23 protein-coding genes are annotated in these 21806 nt (G+C 61.5%); 12 read left to right on the top strand and 11 right to left on the bottom strand.

Annotation, left to right across the window (positions count from 1 at the left end):
• Positions 1-209 precede the first annotated feature (209 nt).
• Positions 210-689: a nuclear transport factor 2 family protein gene (locus tag BUS12_RS01605; RefSeq protein WP_074293929.1), complete on the bottom strand. Its 480-nt coding sequence runs from the start codon at positions 687-689 to the stop codon at positions 210-212.
• Positions 690-703: 14 nt separating this feature from the next.
• Positions 704-1342, bottom strand: coding sequence for a TetR/AcrR family transcriptional regulator (locus BUS12_RS01600; RefSeq protein WP_074293928.1), 639 nt, complete (start codon positions 1340-1342; stop codon positions 704-706).
• A gap of 195 nt (positions 1343-1537) precedes the next feature.
• Between BUS12_RS01600 and BUS12_RS01595 the strand changes: the two genes are divergently transcribed.
• Positions 1538-2188, top strand: coding sequence for a YceI family protein (locus BUS12_RS01595; protein ID WP_074296978.1), 651 nt, complete (start codon positions 1538-1540; stop codon positions 2186-2188).
• Positions 2189-2285: 97 nt separating this feature from the next.
• On the opposite strand, the gene tdh is transcribed toward BUS12_RS01595, so the two are convergent.
• Both tdh and BUS12_RS01585 read right to left on the bottom strand, forming a co-directional pair.
• On the bottom strand, positions 2286-3314 hold the full coding sequence (tdh, locus tag BUS12_RS01590; RefSeq protein ID WP_074293927.1) for an L-threonine 3-dehydrogenase: 1029 nt from the start codon (positions 3312-3314) through the stop codon (positions 2286-2288).
• Between the two features lie 15 nt (positions 3315-3329).
• Positions 3330-4529, bottom strand: coding sequence for a glycine C-acetyltransferase (locus BUS12_RS01585; RefSeq protein WP_074293926.1), 1200 nt, complete (start codon positions 4527-4529; stop codon positions 3330-3332).
• Positions 4530-4681: 152 nt separating this feature from the next.
• Here BUS12_RS01585 and BUS12_RS01580 point away from each other — a divergent pair, with 152 nt between their 5' ends.
• From BUS12_RS01580 to BUS12_RS01570, 3 genes are all read left to right on the top strand, one after another.
• Positions 4682-5296: a helix-turn-helix domain-containing protein gene (locus BUS12_RS01580; protein ID WP_074293925.1), complete on the top strand. Its 615-nt coding sequence runs from the start codon at positions 4682-4684 to the stop codon at positions 5294-5296.
• A gap of 122 nt (positions 5297-5418) precedes the next feature.
• A complete protein-coding gene (locus BUS12_RS01575) occupies positions 5419-5817 on the top strand; it encodes a DUF2471 family protein (protein ID WP_074293924.1) in 399 nt (132 codons plus the stop codon).
• A gap of 72 nt (positions 5818-5889) precedes the next feature.
• Positions 5890-6951, top strand: coding sequence for a tyrosine-type recombinase/integrase (locus BUS12_RS01570; RefSeq protein ID WP_074293923.1), 1062 nt, complete (start codon positions 5890-5892; stop codon positions 6949-6951).
• Positions 6952-7048: 97 nt separating this feature from the next.
• On the opposite strand, the gene BUS12_RS01565 is transcribed toward BUS12_RS01570, so the two are convergent.
• A complete protein-coding gene (locus tag BUS12_RS01565) occupies positions 7049-8254 on the bottom strand; it encodes a DNA-binding protein (protein WP_074293922.1) in 1206 nt (401 codons plus the stop codon).
• Between the two features lie 2510 nt (positions 8255-10764).
• Here BUS12_RS01565 and BUS12_RS01560 point away from each other — a divergent pair.
• Positions 10765-12114 carry a replication initiation protein gene (locus BUS12_RS01560; protein WP_074293921.1) on the top strand — a complete coding sequence of 450 codons (1350 nt, stop codon included), beginning with the start codon at positions 10765-10767 and terminating at the stop codon, positions 12112-12114.
• Between the two features lie 63 nt (positions 12115-12177).
• Here the strand turns inward: BUS12_RS01560 and BUS12_RS01555 are convergent, their stop codons facing one another.
• Positions 12178-13239, bottom strand: coding sequence for a ParB/RepB/Spo0J family partition protein (locus tag BUS12_RS01555; RefSeq protein ID WP_074293920.1), 1062 nt, complete (start codon positions 13237-13239; stop codon positions 12178-12180).
• A 24-nt stretch (positions 13240-13263) separates the two neighbouring features.
• Positions 13264-13926, bottom strand: coding sequence for a ParA family partition ATPase (gene parA / locus BUS12_RS01550; protein ID WP_074293919.1), 663 nt, complete (start codon positions 13924-13926; stop codon positions 13264-13266).
• 637 nt (positions 13927-14563) lie between these two features.
• On the opposite strand from parA, the gene arsC reads away from it, so the two are divergent.
• The 3 genes from arsC to BUS12_RS01535 all read left to right on the top strand — a co-directional run bounded on the left by arsC (position 14564) and on the right by BUS12_RS01535 (position 16993).
• A complete protein-coding gene (gene arsC, locus BUS12_RS01545; protein ID WP_074293918.1) occupies positions 14564-14923 on the top strand; it encodes an arsenate reductase (glutaredoxin) in 360 nt (119 codons plus the stop codon).
• A gap of 229 nt (positions 14924-15152) precedes the next feature.
• Positions 15153-16529: a GntT/GntP/DsdX family permease gene (locus BUS12_RS01540; protein WP_074296976.1), complete on the top strand. Its 1377-nt coding sequence runs from the start codon at positions 15153-15155 to the stop codon at positions 16527-16529.
• Positions 16530-16702: 173 nt separating this feature from the next.
• On the top strand, positions 16703-16993 hold the full coding sequence (locus BUS12_RS01535) for a DUF1272 domain-containing protein (protein WP_074293917.1): 291 nt from the start codon (positions 16703-16705) through the stop codon (positions 16991-16993).
• Between the two features lie 36 nt (positions 16994-17029).
• Here the strand turns inward: BUS12_RS01535 and BUS12_RS01530 are convergent, their stop codons facing one another.
• Both BUS12_RS01530 and BUS12_RS01525 read right to left on the bottom strand, forming a co-directional pair.
• A complete protein-coding gene (locus BUS12_RS01530; protein ID WP_171991573.1) occupies positions 17030-17239 on the bottom strand; it encodes a zf-HC2 domain-containing protein in 210 nt (69 codons plus the stop codon).
• Positions 17220-17828: an RNA polymerase factor sigma-70 gene (locus BUS12_RS01525; protein WP_074293915.1), complete on the bottom strand. Its 609-nt coding sequence runs from the start codon at positions 17826-17828 to the stop codon at positions 17220-17222. The genes BUS12_RS01530 and BUS12_RS01525 overlap by 20 nt, the downstream gene beginning before the upstream one ends.
• Before the next feature lie 505 nt (positions 17829-18333).
• Here BUS12_RS01525 and BUS12_RS39590 point away from each other — a divergent pair.
• The 3 genes from BUS12_RS39590 to BUS12_RS01515 all read left to right on the top strand — a co-directional run bounded on the left by BUS12_RS39590 (position 18334) and on the right by BUS12_RS01515 (position 19537).
• The gene (locus tag BUS12_RS39590; RefSeq protein WP_290439555.1) at positions 18334-18465 is read left to right on the top strand and encodes a hypothetical protein; all 132 of its coding nucleotides are present in this window, start codon (positions 18334-18336) and stop codon (positions 18463-18465) included.
• Positions 18466-18968: 503 nt separating this feature from the next.
• A complete protein-coding gene (locus tag BUS12_RS01520; protein WP_074293914.1) occupies positions 18969-19253 on the top strand; it encodes a hypothetical protein in 285 nt (94 codons plus the stop codon).
• Between the two features lie 11 nt (positions 19254-19264).
• Positions 19265-19537 carry a DUF6723 family protein gene (locus tag BUS12_RS01515; protein ID WP_074296974.1) on the top strand — a complete coding sequence of 91 codons (273 nt, stop codon included), beginning with the start codon at positions 19265-19267 and terminating at the stop codon, positions 19535-19537.
• Positions 19538-19621: 84 nt separating this feature from the next.
• On the opposite strand, the gene BUS12_RS38635 is transcribed toward BUS12_RS01515, so the two are convergent.
• Complete coding sequence (locus BUS12_RS38635) at positions 19622-19792, bottom strand: hypothetical protein (protein WP_171991557.1); 171 nt, start codon at positions 19790-19792, stop codon at positions 19622-19624.
• Positions 19793-20112: 320 nt separating this feature from the next.
• On the opposite strand from BUS12_RS38635, the gene BUS12_RS01510 reads away from it, so the two are divergent.
• Entirely contained in the window at positions 20113-20664 is a 552-nt protein-coding gene (locus BUS12_RS01510; protein ID WP_074293913.1) for an NADPH-dependent FMN reductase, read from the top strand.
• Between the two features lie 111 nt (positions 20665-20775).
• On the opposite strand, the gene BUS12_RS01505 is transcribed toward BUS12_RS01510, so the two are convergent.
• Positions 20776-21723, bottom strand: coding sequence for a hypothetical protein (locus BUS12_RS01505; protein ID WP_074293912.1), 948 nt, complete (start codon positions 21721-21723; stop codon positions 20776-20778).
• Positions 21724-21806: the final 83 nt, after the last annotated feature.

Raw genomic sequence — 21806 nt, 5'->3', positions numbered from 1 at the left:
TCGTCCGTCGGGCACTGTACCTCAACATATATGGCCAATGTTGAGGTGACGCTCGGAAACACGGGCACGCGCCCTGCGCGCGTTACCCAGCCAGCACAATAACGGAAAAGCAGTGGCAGATCGGTGAATGCGCAACAAACGCTCATCCACCGGTTAGGGCCGCAGATCCACGGCGGCATTCAGTCGACGCGCCGCAAACGTTCAACCTGTCATAGCCCCAGATCGGAAAGACTCGGATGGTCGTCAGGACGGCGCCCCAGCGGCCAGTGATAGAGACGGTCCGCTTCGCGGATCGGCATGTCGTTGATGCTCGCATGACGACGCGCCATCAGGCCCTGCTCGTCGAACTCCCAGTTTTCGTTGCCGTACGAACGAAACCAGTTGCCTGAATCGTCGTGCCATTCATAGGCAAAGCGCACCGCGATCCGGTTGCCCGTGAACGCCCACAGCTCCTTGATCAAGCGGTAGTCGAGCTCCTTCGCCCACTTGCGGCGCAACAACCCGACGATCTCGGCACGGCCCGTCACGAACTCCGCGCGATTGCGCCACACGCTCTGCGGCGTATAGGCGAGCGAGACCCGCTCCGGGTCGCGCGTATTCCAGCCGTCTTCTGCGGCACGCACTTTCTGGATGGCCGTTTCGCGCGTGAAGGGCGGCACCGGGGGACGGGTTTCGATTGGCTCGGTCATGATGGCTCCAAAGGTCAGGTGGGAGAGCGCCGCAAGGGCGCGTGAGTGTGTGCGGCTTCGGCGTTCAGCAATTGCTCGGCCGCGGCGCGTGCGTCCAGTGCTGCATCGGGGTCGCCGCTGACCAGCGCCACGCCGATGGCGCCGTCGATCAGGATCAGCCACTGCCGCGCGAGGCGCTCGGCGCGCCGGCCGTCGACGCCGGTTGCGGCCATGTGCTCGTCGCACTGCTCGCGCACGAACGCCAGCAGGCGCTCCTTGTGCTCGCGTGCGACGACGCGAATCGGATCGTCCGCCGCGGCAATCTCACCGGACGCATTGAGAAACGCGCAGCCATGGAAATCTTCCGAGGCAAACCACTCGCGCAACACGTCGAACATGCCGAGCAGGTGCGCGCGCGCGTTCTTGCCGCGGCGCAGCGTACCTTCGATGAACCAGTTCATCCACCGTTCGTCACGGCGTTCAAGTGCGGCGGCAACTAGCGCATCTTTCGATTCGAAGTGCGTATAGAAACTTTTGCGCGCCGTGCCGGACTGACGGACGATCGCATCCACCCCGGTGGCATGGATGCCGCCGGCGTAGATCAGCGCTTCGGCCGCGTCGAGCAGACGTTCGCGCGCGCTGCCTGGGGTCGGAGGTTCGGTAGAGGTAGCCATGGGCGAAGAGTAGAACGATCATTCTCCTTCGTCAACAAAAATCGGGAAAATTTCCGGGAAGGGAATTTTTTGGGCATCGACGGCGTTTACCTGAACAATGCACGGGAAACCGCGGCAAGCGTCGCGGCGAGCGCCTTCGGCGCGATCGCGCGGCTTGCGCTATCGTGGCGCGAAGCGAATCAGGAGAGCCCAGCGATGAAGAAGTACGCCGTCCGCGCCACCGTCGCGCGCGCGTTATCGATTGCGATGGTCGCCGTGGCTGCCGCGTGTACGCCGCTACAGGTCGTCACGCATTCGGTCAGTCAAACCGAATCCAACGTGCCCGCCGGGCAGTACACGCTCGATCCGCATCACTGGAGCATCACGTTCGACGTCGATCATCTGAAGTATTCGCGTTTCACGGTGCGTTTCGATCGCGCTACCGCTCAGCTTGACTGGAATGCAGGCGGACTCGAGAAGAGTTCGGTGACGGCCGACATCGACGCCGCCAGCGTCGATACCAACGTGCCGTTGCTCGACAAGCAGGTCAAAGGCAGCAGCATGTTCGACGTGGAGCGCTATCCGCAGATCCGCTTTGTGAGCACGCGCTTCGAACGGACCGGTGACGCGCGCGGCAAGCTCACCGGCAATCTGACGATCCACGGCGCGACGCAACCGGTGACGCTCGATGTGGTCTTCAACGGCTTCGGCCCGGATCCGCTCACCAAGCAGGACACGCTCGGTTTTTCAGCGGAGGGCAGTTTCAGCCGGTCGAAGTTCGGTCTGGGGACATGGTATCCGGCCGTGGGCGATGACGTTCACGTGCGGATTCAGGCGGAATTCGTCCGGCCGCCTGCGGGCGCGTAAGCGACGCACGCAGGCTTGCGGGCGGAAGTGTTTGCTGCTCGTCGAAGACTTCGATGGGTTCGAAGTCTTCGACGGCCAGGCAGCGGGTCTGCGTGGCTTAAGCGGTCCAGTCGAGAATGACCTTGCCGCTTTCGCCCGAAAGCATCGTAGCGAAGGCACGCTGGTAATCGTCGACCGGGAAGTGGTGCGTGAGGATCGGCGACAGGTCCAGCCCGCTTTGCAGCATCGCGACCATCTTGTACCAGGTCTCGAACATTTCGCGGCCGTAAATGCCTTTGATTTCCAGGCCTTTGAAGATCACCTGGTTCCAGTCGATGGCCGTTTGTGCCGGCGGAATACCGAGCAGCGCGACCTTGCCGCCGTGGTTCATCGCTTCGAGCATGCTGGTGAACGCGCTCGGCACGCCGGACATTTCCAGGCCAACGTCGAAGCCTTCGGTCATGTGCAGATCGACCATCACGTCGCGCAGCGAATCGCGCGAGACGTTCACCGCGCGCGTCGCGCCCATCTTGCGCGCGAGCTCGAGCCGGTAGTCGTTGACATCGGTAATCACGACATTGCGTGCACCGACGTGTTTCGCGATCGCCACCGCCATGATGCCGATGGGCCCGGCACCGGTAATCAGCACATCTTCGCCGACCAGGTTGAACGACAGCGCCGTGTGCGTCGCGTTGCCGAACGGGTCGAAGATGGCCGCGAGGTCGTCGGAGATTTCGGGCGGAATCCTGAAGGCATTGAAGGCGGGAATCACCAGATACTCGGCAAACGCGCCTTCGCGATTCACGCCCACGCCCACCGTGTTGCGGCACAGATGGCGACGCCCGGCGCGACAGTTGCGACAGAATCCACAGGTGATGTGTCCTTCGCCCGAGACGCGATCGCCGATGGCGAAGCCGCGGACTTCCTGGCCCATTTCGACGATCTCGCCGACGTATTCGTGACCCACGTGCATCGGCACGGGAATGGTCTTCTGCGCCCAGTCGTCCCACTTCCAGATGTGGATGTCGGTACCGCAGATGGCCGTGCGCCTGATGCGGATCATCACATCGTTATGGCCGACTTCGGGCTTCGGCACGTCCGTGAGCGTCAGGCCCGGCGCGCGTTCGAGTTTTGCGAGTGCTTTCATGTGCGCCTCCAGGTCTTAAATGATGCCGAGCGAACGGCCCACGCGCGCGAATGCGTCCACAGCGCGGTCAATCTGTTCAGGCGTATGCGCGGCGCTCATCTGCGTGCGAATGCGCGCGCGCCCCTTCGGCACCACCGGGAACGAGAAGCCGATAACGTAGACACCTTCTTTCAGGAGCTCTTCCGCCATGCGCGAGGCAAGTTGCGCGTCGCCAAGCATCACCGGGATGATGGGATGTTCGCCCGGAACGAGCGTGAAACCGAGCGCGCTCATCTTGCTGCGAAAATGCGCGCCATTGGTCCGCACGCGAGCACGCAATTCCGCGCCTTCAGCACTCGCCAGCAGCTCGAGGACTTTGAGCGAAGCCGCTGCGATGCTCGGCGTGAGCGTGTTCGAGAACAGATACGGGCGCGAGCGTTGCCGCAGCAGTTCGACGACTTCCTTGCGCGCGGCCACGTAGCCGCCCGATGCCCCACCGAGCGCCTTGCCGAGCGTGCCGGTAATGATGTCGACGCGCGAAAGCACGCCGCAATGCTCCGGCGTGCCACGACCGTGCTCGCCGATAAAGCCGACCGCATGCGAATCGTCGACCATGACCAGCGCGCCGTAGCGATCGGCCAGATCGCAGATGCCGGCGAGGTCGGCGATGATGCCGTCCATCGAAAATACGCCATCTGTCGCGATCAGCTTGAAGCGCGCGCCGGCCGCGTCGGCTTCTTTCAGCTTGGCTTCGAGGTCGGCGAGATCGTTGTTCTTGTAGCGAAAGCGCTTCGCCTTCGACAGCCGCACGCCGTCGATGATGCTGGCGTGATTCAGCTCGTCGCTGATGATCGCGTCGGATTCGTCGAGCAGCGTTTCGAACAGCCCGCCGTTCGCGTCGAAACAGCTCGAGTAGAGAATGCAGTCGTCAGTCTGCAGGAACGCGGCGAGCGCCTGCTCCAGTTCCTTGTGCACCGTCTGCGTACCGCAGATGAAACGCACCGACGCCATGCCGAAGCCGTCGCGATCGAGCCCGTCTTTGGCGGCCTCGATCAGCCGCGCGTCGTCAGCGAGGCCCAGATAATTGTTGGCGCAGAAGTTCAGTACGTTCGTGCCGTTGGCGAGCCGCACGCCGGCCGATTGCGGACTCGCGATCACGCGCTCAGTCTTGTAAAAGCCGTCGGCGCGGATCTGCTCGAGCGTGCTGCGCAGATGGGCGAGGTAGGGTTCACGCATACGTCAGACTCCTGAATGGGCGGCAGGCCGCACGGCCGCGATGTTCGGCGCTGTGGCGGCCTGCTATAGTCGAATATCAGTTTTATCGAACAACTTCGATATTCCGAACTTAAGTTCGGTATGTCGAACAACTTTAAACGATAGGTCAGAAAATGGCAAGTTCGGGCACCCGGCGCGCAGCAGCCAGCGCTGCACCCACTCTAGCCCAAACCGTCGCGGCACCGCCGCGGGTGGGCGAACAGATTCAGCGGCTGCGCAGCGAGCGCCGCATGACGCTCGACGATCTGTCGCGCGCGGCGGGCGTGTCGAAGTCGATGCTGTCGGAAATCGAGCGCGACAAGGCCAATCCGACTATCGCGGTTGCGTGGCGCCTGACCAATGCACTGGGTGTCAGTCTCGATTCGCTGTTCGCGCAGCAAAAGGCACCGGAGGCGATCGCCGTGTCGGGGCCGCACGAGATTCCGACGCTAAGCGGGCACGACGCTAAATATCAGTTGCGGGTGTGGGGGCCGATCGAGTTGGCCGGCAAATTCGAATGGTATGAGCTGACGCTGCAGCCGGGTGGCGCGCTCGTGTCCAACGCGCACGAACCCGGCACGCGTGAACATTTGACGGTGTTGCACGGCTCGATCGAAATCGAGGCGGCCGGGACCACCAAGCGCCTGAAGGCGGCAGACACGGCGCGCTACGTGGCCGACGAAGCGCACGCGATCCGCAATGCCGGCAAGAGCGAAGCCAAGGCATTGCTTGTGGTGATTCACGGCTAAGCGGTTAGCGCACCGTTAATGCAGAACGAATAAAGCCGAGGAAGAGGGCGGGTTAGCCATTTGGCCGAGTTGCGTTGAGTACTGTATGTTTGTACAGTATACGCAGATTGACCGGAGCCGAAATGAACGAACTGACAACCCACCACGCCGACCACGGCCTGGCTGCGCTGCGCTTCCAGACCGCGGCGCGCGATCTCGAACACATCGTCCAAAGCATCGCCGCGCGGTATATCGTGCAACAAGTTCCGCTAACGTGGCGGCTTCTGCACGCCATTGAGGCGGAGGCCCTCGCCGACCTCGGATTCGCCAGCCGCCACGACGCGCTCATGCTCGGACTGTTTCAGCGCCCCTCGGCACTGCCGTATCCGGAGACGGACGAGCCGGTGGATTTCGGCGCGTCAAATGCACTGCCGGCGGTGTTCGCGTTCGCTGTTGCCGTTTACGAGCACGCGTATCGCAAGGCGGCGCAGGCCGCGCCGCGAGCGAATGTACGCCGGCGTGCGCGGGCTTGGGGAGGGTGATCGTGATCACGCCTGCTATCCGATTGGTGGCGTCTGACCTACAATAAGACGCAACTAACGGTAAAACAGACTATGGTCTCTTCCCACTCGCCCGGCTCCGCCGGCCGAGACATCCCCGCTGCCGATCTCTTCGATCAGGAACGCGAAGACTGGCGTCGCGATCCGCGTATTGCTTTCGACGCGTGGCTCGCCAAGCAGCAGTTTCGCAAGTCTTCCGCCGAGGTGTATCAAGCGCAATGGGGATTGTTTCTCGATTGGTTGAAAGTTCGGCATGCCAACCTTATCACCGTAGACACCCGGACAATTGCCGATTTCGTCGCTGGACTGGCGATCCGAAAACCGCAACGGGTACGCTATTTACGGCTGATCGAACGTGTGCTCGATCATGTCCGCGAGATCGAACTTGCGTCGACCAATCCCGCACGGTTTATCGCCCAGGACGGTGAAGCAGCCTGGCGCAATGCACGCGACAACGAACCCACTGGTTTTCTGACCAGCCATGAGCGAGCGTTGCTGGTTGCACATCTGTTCTCGCCGATCACTGCGCTCTCCGCGGCGCAGCGTTGGAGAGAACGCCGCGACCGGGCATTGATTGCGGTGTTTCTCGGTGGAGGATTGAAAACCGGTGAAGCGCGAACGCTTACGGTTAGTTGCGTGACAGCCGGTTCACCTTGGGTCGTGATCGAGTCACCGAATCCGCTGATGGCGCGCCGAACCCGGCTATCGCCGTTTGCCGTCGCGGCGCTGGATGCATGGCTCGCGGAACGGCGCCTGTCGGAACTGGCCGGACATCTCGTATTTCCCGCGTCGCCCTCTGGACGGCCAATGCACAAGGCCACCATGCTGCGTTCAGTCGACGCGCTGATCGAAGCGGCAGGCTTCGCAGAATCGCGCGAGTCGCGAGCCAGCCCGCAAACGCTGCGCAACACCTTTGCCGCCGACCTGTTCGAGACAGGTCTCGCGCCGGAGTTGGTCGGCCAATGGCTTGGGTTCATGCAACCCGTTTCCGCCAATCGACTCCATCGAGCGTGGAAAACCTGGTCCGAGCAGCAGAAAATTCCCATCGGCGACGCGCCGAATTCCGACCAACCGCCTGGTCGGACAACGCCGGACGGCGGCCGTTCGAACGAATAAGAGTGTAAAAACTGCCCCGGAAAGACTCACCTTTCCAGTCCCGAATTACCTCACCTTTGGCCGGCTTCCTTCTTCTAGGGTAGCCAGGCGTGTCCCACTATGCAGTCGAAGTGACCGGTTTCAGCGCCAAAAACCGGCTGACCGCCTCAAGCCGCGAGTGACCAGGCCCCGACGAATGCTCGCACTCCGGACACTGGAGTTCGTAGCGGTGATCCACCTCGGACAGCTCGGGTTCACCTTCCTCACACTTTGGACAACGCAGCGGCAACCCGACGTGGCCGTCCGCGACAGTACCGATCGTCGCCATTTCGTCGGAACTCAGGCGACCGGAGTTCGCGAGCGTACATAACAGGCTCGCAACGGCTGGATCCACGTCCTGTTGGGTACGCAGCACTGCAATTTCTTTTGTCAGCGCGTCGAGTTCGTCCGATTGTTCACGCAATTGCGAGTCCAGACGGTCGCCTCTGGCTTTTGCCGCCGCGATCTGCTGGATGAACTCGAACTCCTTGCGACTGGCATCGCGCACGCCGGATTGGTAGGTCGCGGCCATGCTGCGCAACGAGTCGAGCTCGACCAGCATGGGCTTGACACGCCGTTCGGCCTCGGCCACGGCGTCCTTGATCTGTTGCGCATAGTGCTCGGTGCTTTGACGCAACTCGACATGTAATGCGTCGATTCGGTCACGCAAGCCGGCGTTGGTGGATTGCTCGGCTTCAAGCCGTTTGCGAAGCGCTTCGTTCTCTGCATCGAGCCGGCGGACACTGGATTGCAAACTGTCCTGATGAACCGTGCCGTGCGTGTTGGCCGTGGCCAGTTCTGCTTCGAGCGCGCGAACCCGTTCCCACGCCGCGTCGGCTCTTGCGTCGCTTCGGCGAATGGCTTCCTCGGACGCCTGGCGACGAATGTCGGCCTCGCGCGTGTCGCGTTCCGCGGCCGTGATCTGCGACTGGACTTCTTCGCGCTCGCTGTCGAATGCGGAGCGTGCATGAACGATCGCTTCCTCGAACAAGGCGCCGAGCAATTCACCGGCCCTGTCCTCAAGCGCTTTGGGGATGATTCCAGCACCCACGCGAACACGTGACGCACTGCGGATACGCTCCCAGAAGGTGTCGATGTCTTTGGGAATGTCGCTCGCACTGCCGGTTTGGGTCAGATCTCGCACCGCAGCCATTGATGGGCGAATGCCAAGATCGAAAAAAAGTCGCTTGCAGGCATGCAACGACAATTCCTGGCGACGTGCGCCGTTTTCACGCATCGACTCGAGTTCCTGCCGGATCGACTGACGTTCTTCGTCCAGATTCATTTACACCTCGACGTTGCTCGAATTCGAGGAATCATAACAAATTACGTAGTATTTGATACAAATATGAAGGCCGAACTGGCTTTCTCGTCAAAGGGAGCCAGATTCGGTCGACATAGCCGAGTCCGTAGTAGCCCAGTGCAGAATTTCCGTGAAACAAAACGAAGAATAGTCAATAAGCCATTGGAAAGAAACGAGTTTTTCGGTTTTTTCAGCGTGTCGTCACTGTTTCACGAAGCGGAATGCCGACTGGTGTTCGACTTGGGGGATGTCCGAAGGACGCGCGGGGTGGAAATTCTTGAGAGTAATAAAAGTAAACACCCTTGAACCCTTGTTAAAAACGTTAACGCCACGGCAGATCCTTACCAGGCAAGGGTTTCAGCGTGGTCAGGTGAAGCTTTACGGGAGTCCTGGTGAGGGCTTGCAGGATAGTCGAGTGATGGGGTTCGGGGGCCGTGGTGAGGGCCTGCGGGACAGTGAGTGAGCGGGTTCAGGAGCTGCTTACAAAGTACCGGCCGGCGAAAGGTGAGATTTTGCGGGACCAGACGGGCCGGGCAGCCCGGCTGGACGTAAAAATGACCTGGCCGTTGCCCGATCGATGCGGTGAGCGCTTTCGGGATAGATTTTAAACGCTCTTTTTAGGGTAAATCGAGGCCCCAAAAAGCCTCCGGTGAGACAACGCGGGAGAAAACGCGTACCCAAGGTGAGGCTTTTCGGGGGCTGACCGCATTTATGCCCGATTTTTGGGCATGCAATGCCCTAAGGTGAGGTTTTGCGGGAGCAGGTGGCGGCCTCTCCGTGTCCCAGGACATTGATTGAACCTGGGAAAGGGCATTGGCTGCCAAAGGTGAGGTTATTCGGGAGGCGTCGAAGGGGAGCTCCGGCGCCATCGGAAACCGCACCGTTCATGCTTGAGGTGAGCGTTTCCGGGGGCTATTCGGAGGCTAAAAATCGCCTGAGGTGAGGTTTTTCGGGAGGAAGTTTGCGGTTACTTACGTGAAATGCCCCACTGAGCTTGATTGGTGAGAGCGAATTCGCCCGGACCGAATCTTCAATGGTGAGTCTTTTCGGGAGATTGCCGTGATGGGGTGATCGGGTGGCCGGCGCTAGTAGCCGATAGCTAAGGTGAGATTTTTCGGGACCTATTATTTCAAGCGATACTCGATATGTGTTCCATAACTAATTGAAATGTAAGAGTATTTTAGTGGTTGGTGAGAATGGTGAGTCTTTTCGGGAGCTGAATGTGGCCGTGCTGCGGGTGCGCAAGCGAGGAGCGATTCCGATCAAAGGTGAGGCTTTTCAGGAGCGTTTTGGGGCGATATTCCAATGCGATTTGACGCGGGCCGCGTGTTTTCGCGGCTTCGGCTGGAGCAAAGGTGAGTGTTTTCGGGGGATGGGTGAAGCGGATTTCGGGCGGTAGTGGTTGTTGAATCGTGGCTAAGTAGACCGGTTGAGCTGAATACGTCTCCTGAGTCGTGCCGTTGTTGCTGCGATGCCGCGAAAACGCCGCCCTGCTTCGGCCAACCCCCGGGCGCTCGCTGGTGGGGCATTGACGTGTTGGCGCCATTCACAGTGGGAGGCTGCGACTGCGGCAATCAGGCGCTTTGTGGGTCGAGTGGGCCTGGCGAGACGGCGCGGTATGCCGCCGGGCTGGCCGTGGGGCGATACGTCGCGGCCTGTGTCTTGTCCGCAAGGTGGCTGCATAGGGCGGCAAGATGCGAGCAGTGCGTTAGTGCGAGATGGAGCGCCTCAGCGAGGTTGCAAGCGGCCGCGGGTTACCTCCGGGGTAGCGGGATCCGAAGCGGTGCGTTCGTGTGGGCTGGAGTGCCTCACCATCGGCTGTAGGCGATTCTGTGTTGCCCTCCAGGGGCGCGAGATCTGAAGCGGTGCGTTTGTGCCGAGTGGAGCGCCTCACCATCGATCGCAGGACGATCCACGAGTCGCCCCTGAGCCGCGAAATCCGAGCGGTGCGTCGACGAGCATCGCCGCTGCTCACCGTGGCTCGCCGGTTATGCCGTGGGGTGCCGAGCTTCACCCGACGGTCACGGCTACGCTGTGCGCATCCCCCCAGCGCCGTTTCACGCGCAATGGGTGCGTCCTCGACAACGAGTCGATCTCCGGCAAACCCATACCAGTGCCTGGTTCCAGGGTTTGCGCTCGCCAACCTGGTAAGTGGTTTGGCCCGCACGGCGATTTCCGACCGGTCGACCCGTGCCGACCACCCAGGAGTGCGAATCAAGTCGAGAATTTGCGAGAAATTTTAGGGTGAGTCGATACGGGAGCAAACACCTCCCTTTCGGGATGGAGCCAGGAAAGGCGCATTTTTGCCTATCCCGCGAGGAGCAACGACGCCCGCAACCTGGCCCGAAACGCTTGAGGTGAGCGTTTTCGGGAGTGAACCGAGGTGAGTCGGGAGCCGTAAGCGCACTTCACCGGGAATGGTGAGGGGCGCCCTATAGACGTGCTTCACCACAGTCGGTATGCTCTCGCCAAATCCCTCCTCGACCCGACGCATGGCCACGAAGCGCGCGAAGAAGACTGATGTGGTGAGCCCTAGCTCCGCCGAATTGCGCAAAGCCGTTGAGGCGATCGCGATTCAGCCCAAGAGCGGCAAAATCACCCTACTCACCCGAAAGCTGTTCAACGTTCTGCTGGCGGTCGCCCAGCAGGCCGACGAGTCCGGCGACACGTACCGTGCGCTACTCTCGGATATTGTGGCCAACTCGGCGTTCGACTCGAACGACACCGCGCTCGTCAAGGAACACCTGCGGCGGATGGTGTCGGTGCAGGTCGAATGGAGTACCGGCACCTCCAGCCAGAAACCTGGCCGCAAGTGGGGTATCTCCACACTGATCGCGGACGCGGAAATTCTCGAAGACCCGACCACGCGGCGCGTGTGGGTCGAGTTCTCGTTTGCACCCAAGATCAAGAAAAAGCTGCTCGACCCGGTTCAGTACGCGCGTCTGAGCCTGCAGTTCCAAAGCCAACTGCGCAGTAGCGCGGGCTTGGCGCTGTACGAGATCTGCGTGCGCTATCTGACCAATCCGAGTCATCTCACGATGCGCGAATCGTGGGAATGGTGGCGTCCGATTCTCTCCGGCACGCCCGACACAGAGGCCGGCGACGAGGCAAAGCGCGAGTACAAGTACTTCAAGCGTGACTATCTGCGTCCGGCTATTGCTGAGGTGAACGCGGTAACCAACATCTTCGTCGAGCTGATCGAGCATCGCGAAGGTCGCCGTGTGGCCGAAATCCAGTTTCGCGTGACGGAGCGCAAGCAGCCAATGTTGGCGCTCGATGAGCACCCGAACGTCTTCGACAGCACGCTCGTCGACCGTATGGTCAAGATCGGCATTCCGCTCAAGGAAGCGCAGACGCTTTACGCGGACAGCGAGGAAAACCGGATTCGCGCTGCACTGCAGATGACGGAACAGCGCATGCGCAGCACGTCGCTGCCGCCGGTGCGTAGTGCGCCGGCGTTGTTCAAGGATGCGTTGAAGAAGGGTTATGCGCCGCCGGTTGAGGCACTGGCATCGGGCAGCGGTGGCAAGGCGGCCGTCGCGGCGCCGGCGGACGACCTCAAGGCACGCCTGCTGGGCGAATATTCTGCTTATCGTCGCAAGGAAGCGCGTGCGCTCTATGACGAGCAAGGCGAGTCCGACCGCGAACTGGCGCGTCGATCGTTTGAGGACGACGAGTTGCCGGATCTGGGTACGCACATGCGCGACGACTGGCGTCGTCGCGGCCTGGAGTCGAAGATCACCGAGACCGCGTTCTTCGACTGGCTCGCCCGCAAGACGTGGGGTGAGCCGACCGACGGGGACCTGCTCGCTTTCACTTTGAGCCAGTCCCGAGCAGCCTGACAAACCTGCTTCAGGTGCTTATTCGTACTAGTGCGGCGTCACGGCCGACGCCGCACTTGCAAATCACTTCTGCTGCAACATCTGCTCGATCTGCCTCAGGATGTCGTCGCGCTTTTCCTTCGACAGACCCTTCAGTCGCAGTTCGATGCGGTCATCGCCGTACGACTTCAGATCGCCAACCGACACCCCATCCAGCTTGATCTCGAGACGCTGCGCGTAGCGCTGCCGGCCCGCGGGCTTGGTGCTCTCCTGCGCGGTTGCGCGACCCTTCACGATGTCGGCAACCTGGCGCGTACTCAGATCGTCCGACAGGATCTTGTTGATCAGCCGTAGCGTGGAGTCGGATCCGCGGGCGGAGTGATACCGGCCAACCTGGTAAGCCATGTTCGAGCCGAAGCGATCTGTTCTCGCGACCATCTCCTGCATGACTACCTCGGGCAACTTGGCAATCGACAAGGCAACCGCGACCGTCGACTCGTCCAATCCGAGATGCTCGGCCAACTCCTTCTGGCTTTGGAAGTACTTCTCGTCCAGAAAGCGCTTCCATACGACCGCGTTGTCGAACACCGTTTGCGAGTCCCGCTGCACGTTGAGATCGTAACCGAGCTTGTAGCTCTGGAGACCAATGGGCAGATCAATGACGATCGCCTTCACCGATTCCTTATTGGCTTCCTTCAACGCGCGCACGCGGCGGCCGCCGTCGCTGACGAAATACGTGCCGGGATTGTCGTAGTCGGGGATCACATGGATCGCCTGCTGCTGTCCCTGCTTCGCCAGATTGACCGCGAGCTCCGCGATCGATGACTTCAGATAAAAATGGCGCGGATTAAACGGGCTGGGCTTGATCGACTTCAGCGTGAGTTCGATCACCTGGCCGGGGCGGTAGCCGTGCTCGAGGCGCCATGCGTGGTACGCGGCAGACTCGTTCAGCGATTCCGCGGTGTCGGCTTCGGCGACGACGGGGGCAGAAACCGGCTGACTGGAGCGGCCTGCAAAGTCGCTCGCCTTCGGTGCGTTCTGTACCAGACCATCGATGGCATTGAGGCGGTCGAGGGCGGTTCGCTTTTCGCTGCTAGTCGTGTCCGGACGTGCTTGAAAGCCTTTGGCAAATTGGGAGGGTTTCATTCAGTGTCCTTTATGCGCATAAATTCAGGGGAGCAGGGCGGCGATTTCATCCGCGAACGCCCGTACTTCGGCGGCGGCCAGTTTGGCGCCGCGGTCATTCATTTGCAGCACGGTCTGCCCTAGCGCCATGGCCTGCTTATAGGCTTCGCGGGTGGGGATCTGGGTTTTGAGCAAGGGGAACCCCAGTTCTTCCAGCGCGCGCTTGAGTTCGCGGGTCAGCATCCGCTTCTCTTCCGTCTTGTTGAGCAGGAAGACCGCGCGCAGGTCTTCGTTCATCGCCTGCGCTTGCTGGATCAGTTTGACCAAGCCCACGCTCGACCAGTAATCCGCTGGTGAGGACGAGGTTGGGATGATGGCGACGGTCGCGGCGAGCAAGACTACGCCGGAGACTTTCTCAGTGATGGAGGGCGGGCAGTCTACGACGATGATGTCATAGTCCCCCACGAACTTCTTGATCTCGCGGTGGATCTGGCCATCGAACTCGGAGAGGTTGACGACCGGAAACGGGATGCCGTTTTCGCTATCCGATGAGGCTCTGGTCCAGTGAACCAGCGTGTTTTGTCCGTCAGCGTCAACGACGAGGACGCGCTTACCTTTCTCATGAAATGCAGCGCCGAGGTGCATCGCGATAGTGCTCTTCCCGACCCCACCCTTCTGCTGAGTTACCGCGATGATTTCTGCTGCCAATCTTCACCTCCTCTTTTTAGACGCTGTTGGATTTTACCTTGATGAATTTGTATTTCAATCGCTTTTGTCGTAAACGTGCGACGCGTTAGCCATTTGGCCAAGGTTTATGCGCATAAAGGAGGCTGGCTGGTCGGACGGACTCGGCAACGGAGGGCCGGCGTGAATAATCGGAACGGCAACGGCAACGGCCGGAGGTCCGTACTCACAGGTGGGTCGATCGAGCGAACTATGGCGTCTGGCCGTGACGATGATGTGTTGGCTACCTTGGGTGCTGTTGAGCGGAAGGACCAAGGGGGCCGTTCATGAGCCTGCTCTGCGAACCGCGTGCTCCGCACCACAAATGAGGTGCCTCTGCGTGAACGGAGTCGAGGCATTGGCTATGAGCAGGAGCAATCGCGGGGCATCGTTTGGAGACGACCGAGGCAGGGTCTTTATGCGCATAAACAATGTGCCGAGACGCTGAGATTGACCGGATCGGCAGCACGGGCTCTTACGAGGACTTAGCCTCGCCGTCTAACAGATGGCGTCATGCGCGCCTTCACGCGTCCCCCCCCCCGTCACGCCCCCCCCCGCATCGGACACTAAAAGCTAAAATCCTCCCTCCCCACGCTCACCCCTTTTCAAGCAGAACGCCGCCATGATCACGATCTATCACAACCCTCGCTGTTCCAAATCGCGCGGCGCATGCGAGTTGATCGCCGACACCTACAACGTCGCGAACGAACCCGTCGAAGTCGTCGAATATCTGAAGCAACCCTTGTCGGTGGAGCAACTGAAAGCATTAAACGTCATGCTGGATTGCCCCGTCCGCGAGATGCTGCGCGACACGGAAGCCGAATACAAACATCTAGGCCTGAACAGCGCCGAACTCTCCGACGATCAGTTATACGAAGCGATCGAGAAACACCCCATCCTGATGCAACGTCCGATCGTCGTACGCAATGGACGAGCGGTCATCGGACGGCCACCCGAAAATGTCAAAGTGCTATTCGACTGAATTCACCCGTTGCCTCCACCTGACCGACCCAGCCCACAAAAGCACAGAAACACAGCGCAAGAAAATCGCTCGCCATCGAGAACACCCGCGTCGTCGCCCCGCCGACCCCACGTTCTCGATATGAGCCCCTGAAAGCTAAAGCCGGCTTCATCACACCCCACCCCGAGGCCCGCTACAATCGCCGTCACCGCGCATAACCGCGGTGGCGTCAATCAACAAAAGGGACATCGTGCATTTACCGACAACACTCGCGCCGTGGTCGCCCCACGACACCCAACTGATCCTTTCGTGCGTGCTCGGGCTCGCGCTGATCATCGTTTTCATCAGCGTGCTGAAACTCGCGCCGTTCCTGTCGATTCTGGTCGGCACGTTCGCTGCGGGATTCGCCGCCGGCTTGCCGCTCGAGGCCGTGGCCGGTGCGTTCAGCAAAGGCGCGGGTGCGCTGCTGGGCGACGTGGGGATCATCATCGCGCTGGGAGCGATGCTGGGTGCGCTCATGGCGGAGTCCGGCGCCGCGGACCGGCTCGTATCGACGATCCTCAAGCATTCCACGCCGCGATTGCTGCCCTGGATGATGGCACTGGTCGCCATCATCATCGGTTTGCCGCTGTTTTTTGAAGTCGGGCTAGTGATGATGGTGCCGATCATCTTCGTCATGGCGCGCCGCTCCAAACAGCCGATCCTGCTTATCGCGATTCCCGCGCTGGCCGGCATGACGACACTCCACGCGCTGTTGCCGCCGCACCCGGGTCCGCTGATCGCCGTTAGCGCACTGCACGCCGATCTCGGTCTCACGCTGCTGCTCGGGCTGGTGGTCGCGATTCCGGCGGTAATTCTGGCCGGTCCGGTCTACGGCCTCTGGCTGTCGAAGCGCATGCACGTGCCCGAGCCGGAAGAAATGGGCAAACTGTTCACGGCTCAGCAGGATGCTGCCGAGCCGCCCAGCTTCGCCATCTCGCTGATCACCATCCTGTTGCCGGTGATTCTGATGTTGGGCCGCACGGTCGCCAAGCTGCTGCTTCAGCCGGAGACCTTTCTCTTTAACGCGCTCAACTTTCTCGGTGAGCCGTTGGTCGCACTGGGGCTCACCGTCCTGTTTGCCATTGTGGCGCTCGGCTGGTCGCGGGGCATGCCGCGTGATCGGGTCGGCGGCATCCTGCGCAAGAGCCTGCCGCCCATCGCCGCGCTGCTGCTGACCATCGGCGCAGGCGGAGGGCTCAAGCAGGCGCTGGTGGTGGCCGGCATCAGCACGACAGTCGGCAAGATCGCCGTGGGCGCCCATATGCCGCTGATCCTGCTTGCGTGGCTGATCGCCGTCGCGTTGCGTCAGGCCACCGGCTCGGCCACCGTCGCCACGACGACGACGGCCGGCATCGTGGCCCCGGTCGTCATCGGTCTGAGTCCTACGCACGATTCGCTGATGGCGTTGGCAATCGGCGCAGGCTCGGTGTTCTTCTGCCACGTCAACGACGCGGGCTTCTGGATGGTGCGCGAGTACTTCGGCCTGAAACTGAAGCAGACGGTGTTCGTCTGGTCAATCCTGCAGACCATCGTGTCGGTGGTCGGCCTCGTGCTCACGCTTGTCATGTGGAGTGTCCTGACCTGAGCCCGCCGCTGCCTCGCGGATACCGAGGGGCGACGCAGGCGCGTGCAGCCGGTGTCTGCGAGGCAGCGATTGAAGCCTGATTGGCACTTCGTCCACCCGGCGCCGGCCTACACTGCTTCGTATCGAAAGGCGCTACAAAACGCGCCTTTCTCTCTCTGGATACGGAGCATGTGATGCTTGAACTGAGGCCGTCCTGCGAACGATGCGGCAAGCCATTGCCGCCGAACGCGTCCGACGCAATGATCTGCAGCTACGAATGCACCTTCTGCGAAGCCTGCGCGTTGAGCGCACTTTGCAATGTGTGTCCGAATTGCGGCGGCAATTTCCAGCACCGGCCAATCCGTCCGCGCGCGCTGCTCGCGAAACACCCTGCCGGCACGCAGCAGCGCGAGCCGCACGTCGACGAACCCGCTCACGCGGCCTATCTTGAACGGTATCGCACGACGCCCCCCAGCGAACGCTGATCACCGCTTTGCGCGGTGCGCGAGCGCCGCCGCGTCTCACTCTTCCGGCCGAACCTCGCCGGCGCCGTCGAGGCCACTGACTTCACGCGAGGCCGCCCGCAGCAGACCGATGTGCTTGCGGTAATTGCGGCAGCCGCTGCAGGTGGGCAGATGCAGGCCGACGGATACCCATTCGCCGGCCGTCAACGGCCGATCGAGCGCGTCCGATAACAGACGCGTGATGTTCTTACACTTCCCCATTCGCATCCTCTCTCGATAGGCCCTTTTCGGTGAGGCACGTACGCAGCCTGAGCCGCGCGCGATAGATCAGGACGCTGCAGTGATTGGCGGTCATCTGCAGTTCGGTGCAGATCTCCTCGGTCTCCAGATCCAGAAACTCGCGCATCATGAACACCCGCCCGATATGTTCCGGCAGATGGTCCAGACACATCTCGAAGAGCTGCCAGAACTGCTGTTGACGCAGCGCGGTCTCCGGTGTCGGCCAGGGGCGCGGTTTCGCCTCGTTGGACCAGTGGCCGTTGTCCTTGAAGAGCTCGCGATCGAGCAGCGCTTCACCCTCGAGTTCGGAGTCCAGTTCCGACAGGTTCACGGTCCGCTTGCGGGCCCGCAAGGTGTCGACGAGCTTGTGCCGCAGGATGCCGAACACCCAGGTCTTATGCTCCGATTGCGCGGCGAACCGGTCGGCTTGCGACCATGCGGCGGCGAGCGCTTCCTGCACCGCGTCTTCGGCAGCGGCGGCATCGCGCAATTGCAGGCGTGCGAAGCGCAACAGGTCGCGCCGCAATTGCATCAGATAGATCGGGTCGTCGAACGCCGGGCCGGCCGTCTGCGTCATGCGAGCCTCCGGCATGACGCGCCCAGCCTTGAGGTAGCGGACGTCCCGGCCGGTTCGACGCGTCTGTCCGCGCGTTCTGCAAGATCGATGGTCTTCATGACGGAATGTTTTTCTACGTGCTCGAGGTGGACCCGGCATCCATTCTCTCGCACGCTCCTGCCGGAGTGAACCGGAATTCAACATGGCTGAGCCCACCATCGACGACTTCAATCCTCATCAGTCGTTCGAAAGACGAATTTATGACAGACGCAGGGTTAGAAATTAATTATTGCGTTATTCGTAAGTACCGCAGCAAGAAGAAAGTCGCTCCACCTTGATCAGCATGCCTTTGGCGCCCGAAAACGCCCTCGTGGGCTCAGTGCAATCCGTCGATTATTGCATTTTCAAAGAGAATCTCTTCGTAACTCTGCGGTTTTTGCGGAGAGGCTTCGTCGATATTCTTTCCCCAGCCATCGAACCGATCGTCCCTGATCGCGAAACCCACGCTGAGTTGAGGAGTATCACCATGAAACGCGCCATTACCGTCCTGATCGCTTCCGTCGCCTTGTTTGCCGCCGTCTCGGGCGTGGCCGACGCCGCTGCTCCGGCCAAATGCAACGGTCCCGCTTCGTATTGCAACGTGTTCTTCGGTCAGTAACCGTTACCCTCGACGGACGACGCGGCTAGCAGATTCCCCCTCAACCGCGCGGCCTTCGAATCCGCTTGAAAATGGGCGCCCGTGAGGCGCCCATTTTATTAAGGAAAGCAGAATGTCCGTTTTCCTGATGTGACCGTCTGGATTTCGCCTCCGCAGACGTTTTCCCCGCAGACCGCCGCGTGTCAAATGTCCCGGGCCGGCGGGCCGCATACGTGCTACAGTGAGCCAGCCGCTTGTAGATCTCTCGCGCGCTTGCGCCGACCCGCCCAAGTCTTCGCCTTATTGCGCTCCCCGGATCGATCAGGATCCCTTCTTTCATGTTGCTTCGCGTGGCCGCCGGTCCGATGTATTGGTGACGCTGTCGTGCGCGTATCGACAACCCCTGCGCCCGTCGCAGGACCGCCTGCCGCGGAACAATGCAGTGAGTAGCCGCGTGTGCGGCGCCGAACCGGCGCTGTCGCCACCGCTCTCGCCTCGCAGGTCACTCAACGGAGACGACTACCATGAACAACATCATTAGAAGCTACCGAGGTCTCGAGATTTATCCGTTGGTGTATCCGCATCAGCCGCGCGGCGCGAACGGCACACGTCACTACGATGCCGGTTTCGACGCGGCGGTGAAAATCTGCCGGCGCGGCACCGACAACACCGTGACGACCAGCCGCGTGTTTCGCGTGCCCAGCCGCTCGCCGTTCGGCACGACGGGCGACGCGCGGATGGCGTCGGCGAGTCATGCCGAACTCGTCATCGACGGCATGGTTGCCGGACAGTCGATCGTCGGGTTGTGAGCCGCGTGTCGATGACCTATTCCAGCCACGCGCGGCGCGATGCGCCGCATGACCAGTCGGACCGTTCGGGCCGGGACAATTATCACGTTGCGGTGTCGTCGCGCCGCACGTCGAGCGGGACGGTGCCCACACTCAAGGTCACGCGGCTAAGCGATGCCCGGGTGATCTACCCGTTCCAGGGCCACGCCGACATGCCGTTCTTCGAAAGCGCGCAAGCGGCCGAGCTGTTCGCGCAAACGTACGGCCTGAAACTGGTCGATGGGGATATCGCGGTGCCGGAATAACACGTCCGGACGATCGCGCACACCGCAAGAGAGACAAAGCCGCTGTCACCCAGCGGCTTTGTCACGATACGAACCACGAGTGCTTTATCGACGCACCTTTGTCGCCGGCGTCACTGGGCGATAGCGCCACTTTTCGGCACCGGGATCGATCTGCGCGTCGTCAGCTTTGCGCTTTTCCGCTCGGGCCTGATCGGCCTCCTCCAACTCCGTCCGTCTGTCCTTGATAGGACGCATTGCATCGATCCGGTATGACATACAGCCTCCGTGGTTGTCTTGCGTCTGGAATTCTTAATAAAACGTTCATTTGCCTGAAATCGTCTCAGACCGGAGACGGGCTTGACTGGAAAGGCAAAACCCCCAGTTATCCACAAGGTTATTCAGTGAAATTGTGGATAACTTTTCGGGCGACGAGGTTATCCACTGCGCGTCCCGCGAAGCGGAGGAGGGTTCCAGAATTTCCCCGCGGCGCTTCCGCTTTTTAGCCTGTAGGTCGTTCCGCGCGGCCACCCACCACCTATGATGGATACGGCAAACCTTTCTTGCGCCGCGTGCGCTTAACTGAGGGAAAACCCACCATGGCCCATCACATCGCCGTTGTTGTCGGCAGCTTGCGCCGGGAATCGATTAACCGGCAACTCGCTCAGGCGCTGATTTCGCTTGCCCCAGCCGATTTCTCGTTCGAATTTCTCGACATTGGGGCGTTGCCGCTCTACAGCCAGGACTACGACGCGGACTTTCCGGACGTTGCGCGCCAGTTCAAGCAGAAGATCGAGGCGGCCGATGGCCTGCTATTTGTCACCGCCGAGTACAACCGCTCGATCCCGGGTGTGTTGAAGAATGCGCTCGACTGGGGCTCCCGTCCGTGGGGCACCAATTCGTGGGCCGGCAAGGCCGGTGCGGTGGCCGGCACGTCGCCGGGTGCGACGGGCACCGCGCTGTCGCAACAGCATTTGCGCAATGTGCTGTCCTACCTGGACGTCGCCACGCTCTGTCAGCCGGAAATGTTCATCAAACACAATCCCGCGGCGATCGACACTGCCGGCAACATCCTCAATGAGGATACGCGCAAATTCCTGCAGACGTTTGTCGATCGCTATGCGGCGTGGGTGAGCCAGCACGTCGGTTGATCGGCGCCACGCCAGCCTTCTCTTCCACGTCATCGCATCTCATCGAGCGAGGGTGGCGGCATGATGCCGCCGGTTTCCCGCTAGCGCGAGCGGGGAAACCGGCGGCTTCCATCAGACGTGGTGATGTCCCGTCACGCGGTCCCAGCCGTGCCGTACCGCTGCCTTGAAACGCTCCCACGTGTCGATCTCGCCGGGCGACGTGGTTTCCCAATGACGACGCGCTTCCGGTTCCACCTCGTCCCACGGACGATCGCGGTAGCGCACATCACGGGCGATCGTCGCGCCGTACCGGTACGCGGGCACGTAGTCTTCGTAGCGGGCCTGATCGCTCGCATACTGCGCGTCGTAGTGAGTCCGGAAATCCTCTTCGTACTCGAGAAACTCGTCCGGGATGGCCTGCTCCTCGAGGGGTTCAGGGCGCCGCGCTGCAGGAGCGACCTCGACGGGCGTGAACACGGCGCCAAAGCCCGGCGCGCTGCCGGCGGCGATCGTGTTGAGCGTCGCCGCTTCGCTGAGCGGCGGCTGCCGTTGCGTCAAGGGATCGTCGACGCGAGGTTCAGCCGGTAAGGGCGACTCACTACGCAGCGGGTCGTCCACGGACCGGGCCGCGGCAGGGACCCGATTGGCGCTGCCGACTCCGAGTTCGTCGAGCACCGAGTGATCGCGGCGCGCATCGGGGTCCTCCAATGCTGTGTCCCAGCCGGGCAAGCGCTCGCCGATGTCGGCGGCGCCCAGCCGGGTCAGGGTCTTGCTGGCGAGTTCCGCATGCGATTCGCTGGCCGCACTGACGCACACCAGCACGGCGCCGCGGCGCACGGCCTCCGCGTAGCGGTCGGCCTGGGCGGGGCGCGGTTCCTTGGCGAACAGGCTGGCAATGAAGCGCTCGATATTGGCGAGGACGCTGGCGCCGGCGGCCGCATCGGCCGCCGCATTCGCAGATGGCTGCGGATTCGCTTGCAGTTCGATCGTGTCGCTGGCGAAGCCGGTCTGCACGAGCGTGTCGCGTGCGTTTTCCGCCTGGGAATAAGTGTCGAATAAACCAATCACGGTATGGCGCATGGCTGTCTCCCGACGTTTTACTGAGCGGCCGCCGCAGTCGCGCGGGACCTTGCATCCGTTGGGAGCCGCAACGATCGTGCCGG

The sequence above is a fragment of the Paraburkholderia phenazinium genome (genome assembly GCF_900142845.1).
In the GTDB taxonomy this organism is placed as follows: domain Bacteria; phylum Pseudomonadota; class Gammaproteobacteria; order Burkholderiales; family Burkholderiaceae; genus Paraburkholderia; species Paraburkholderia phenazinium_A.
This window is presented reverse-complemented; position numbering and strand designations above follow the sequence as displayed.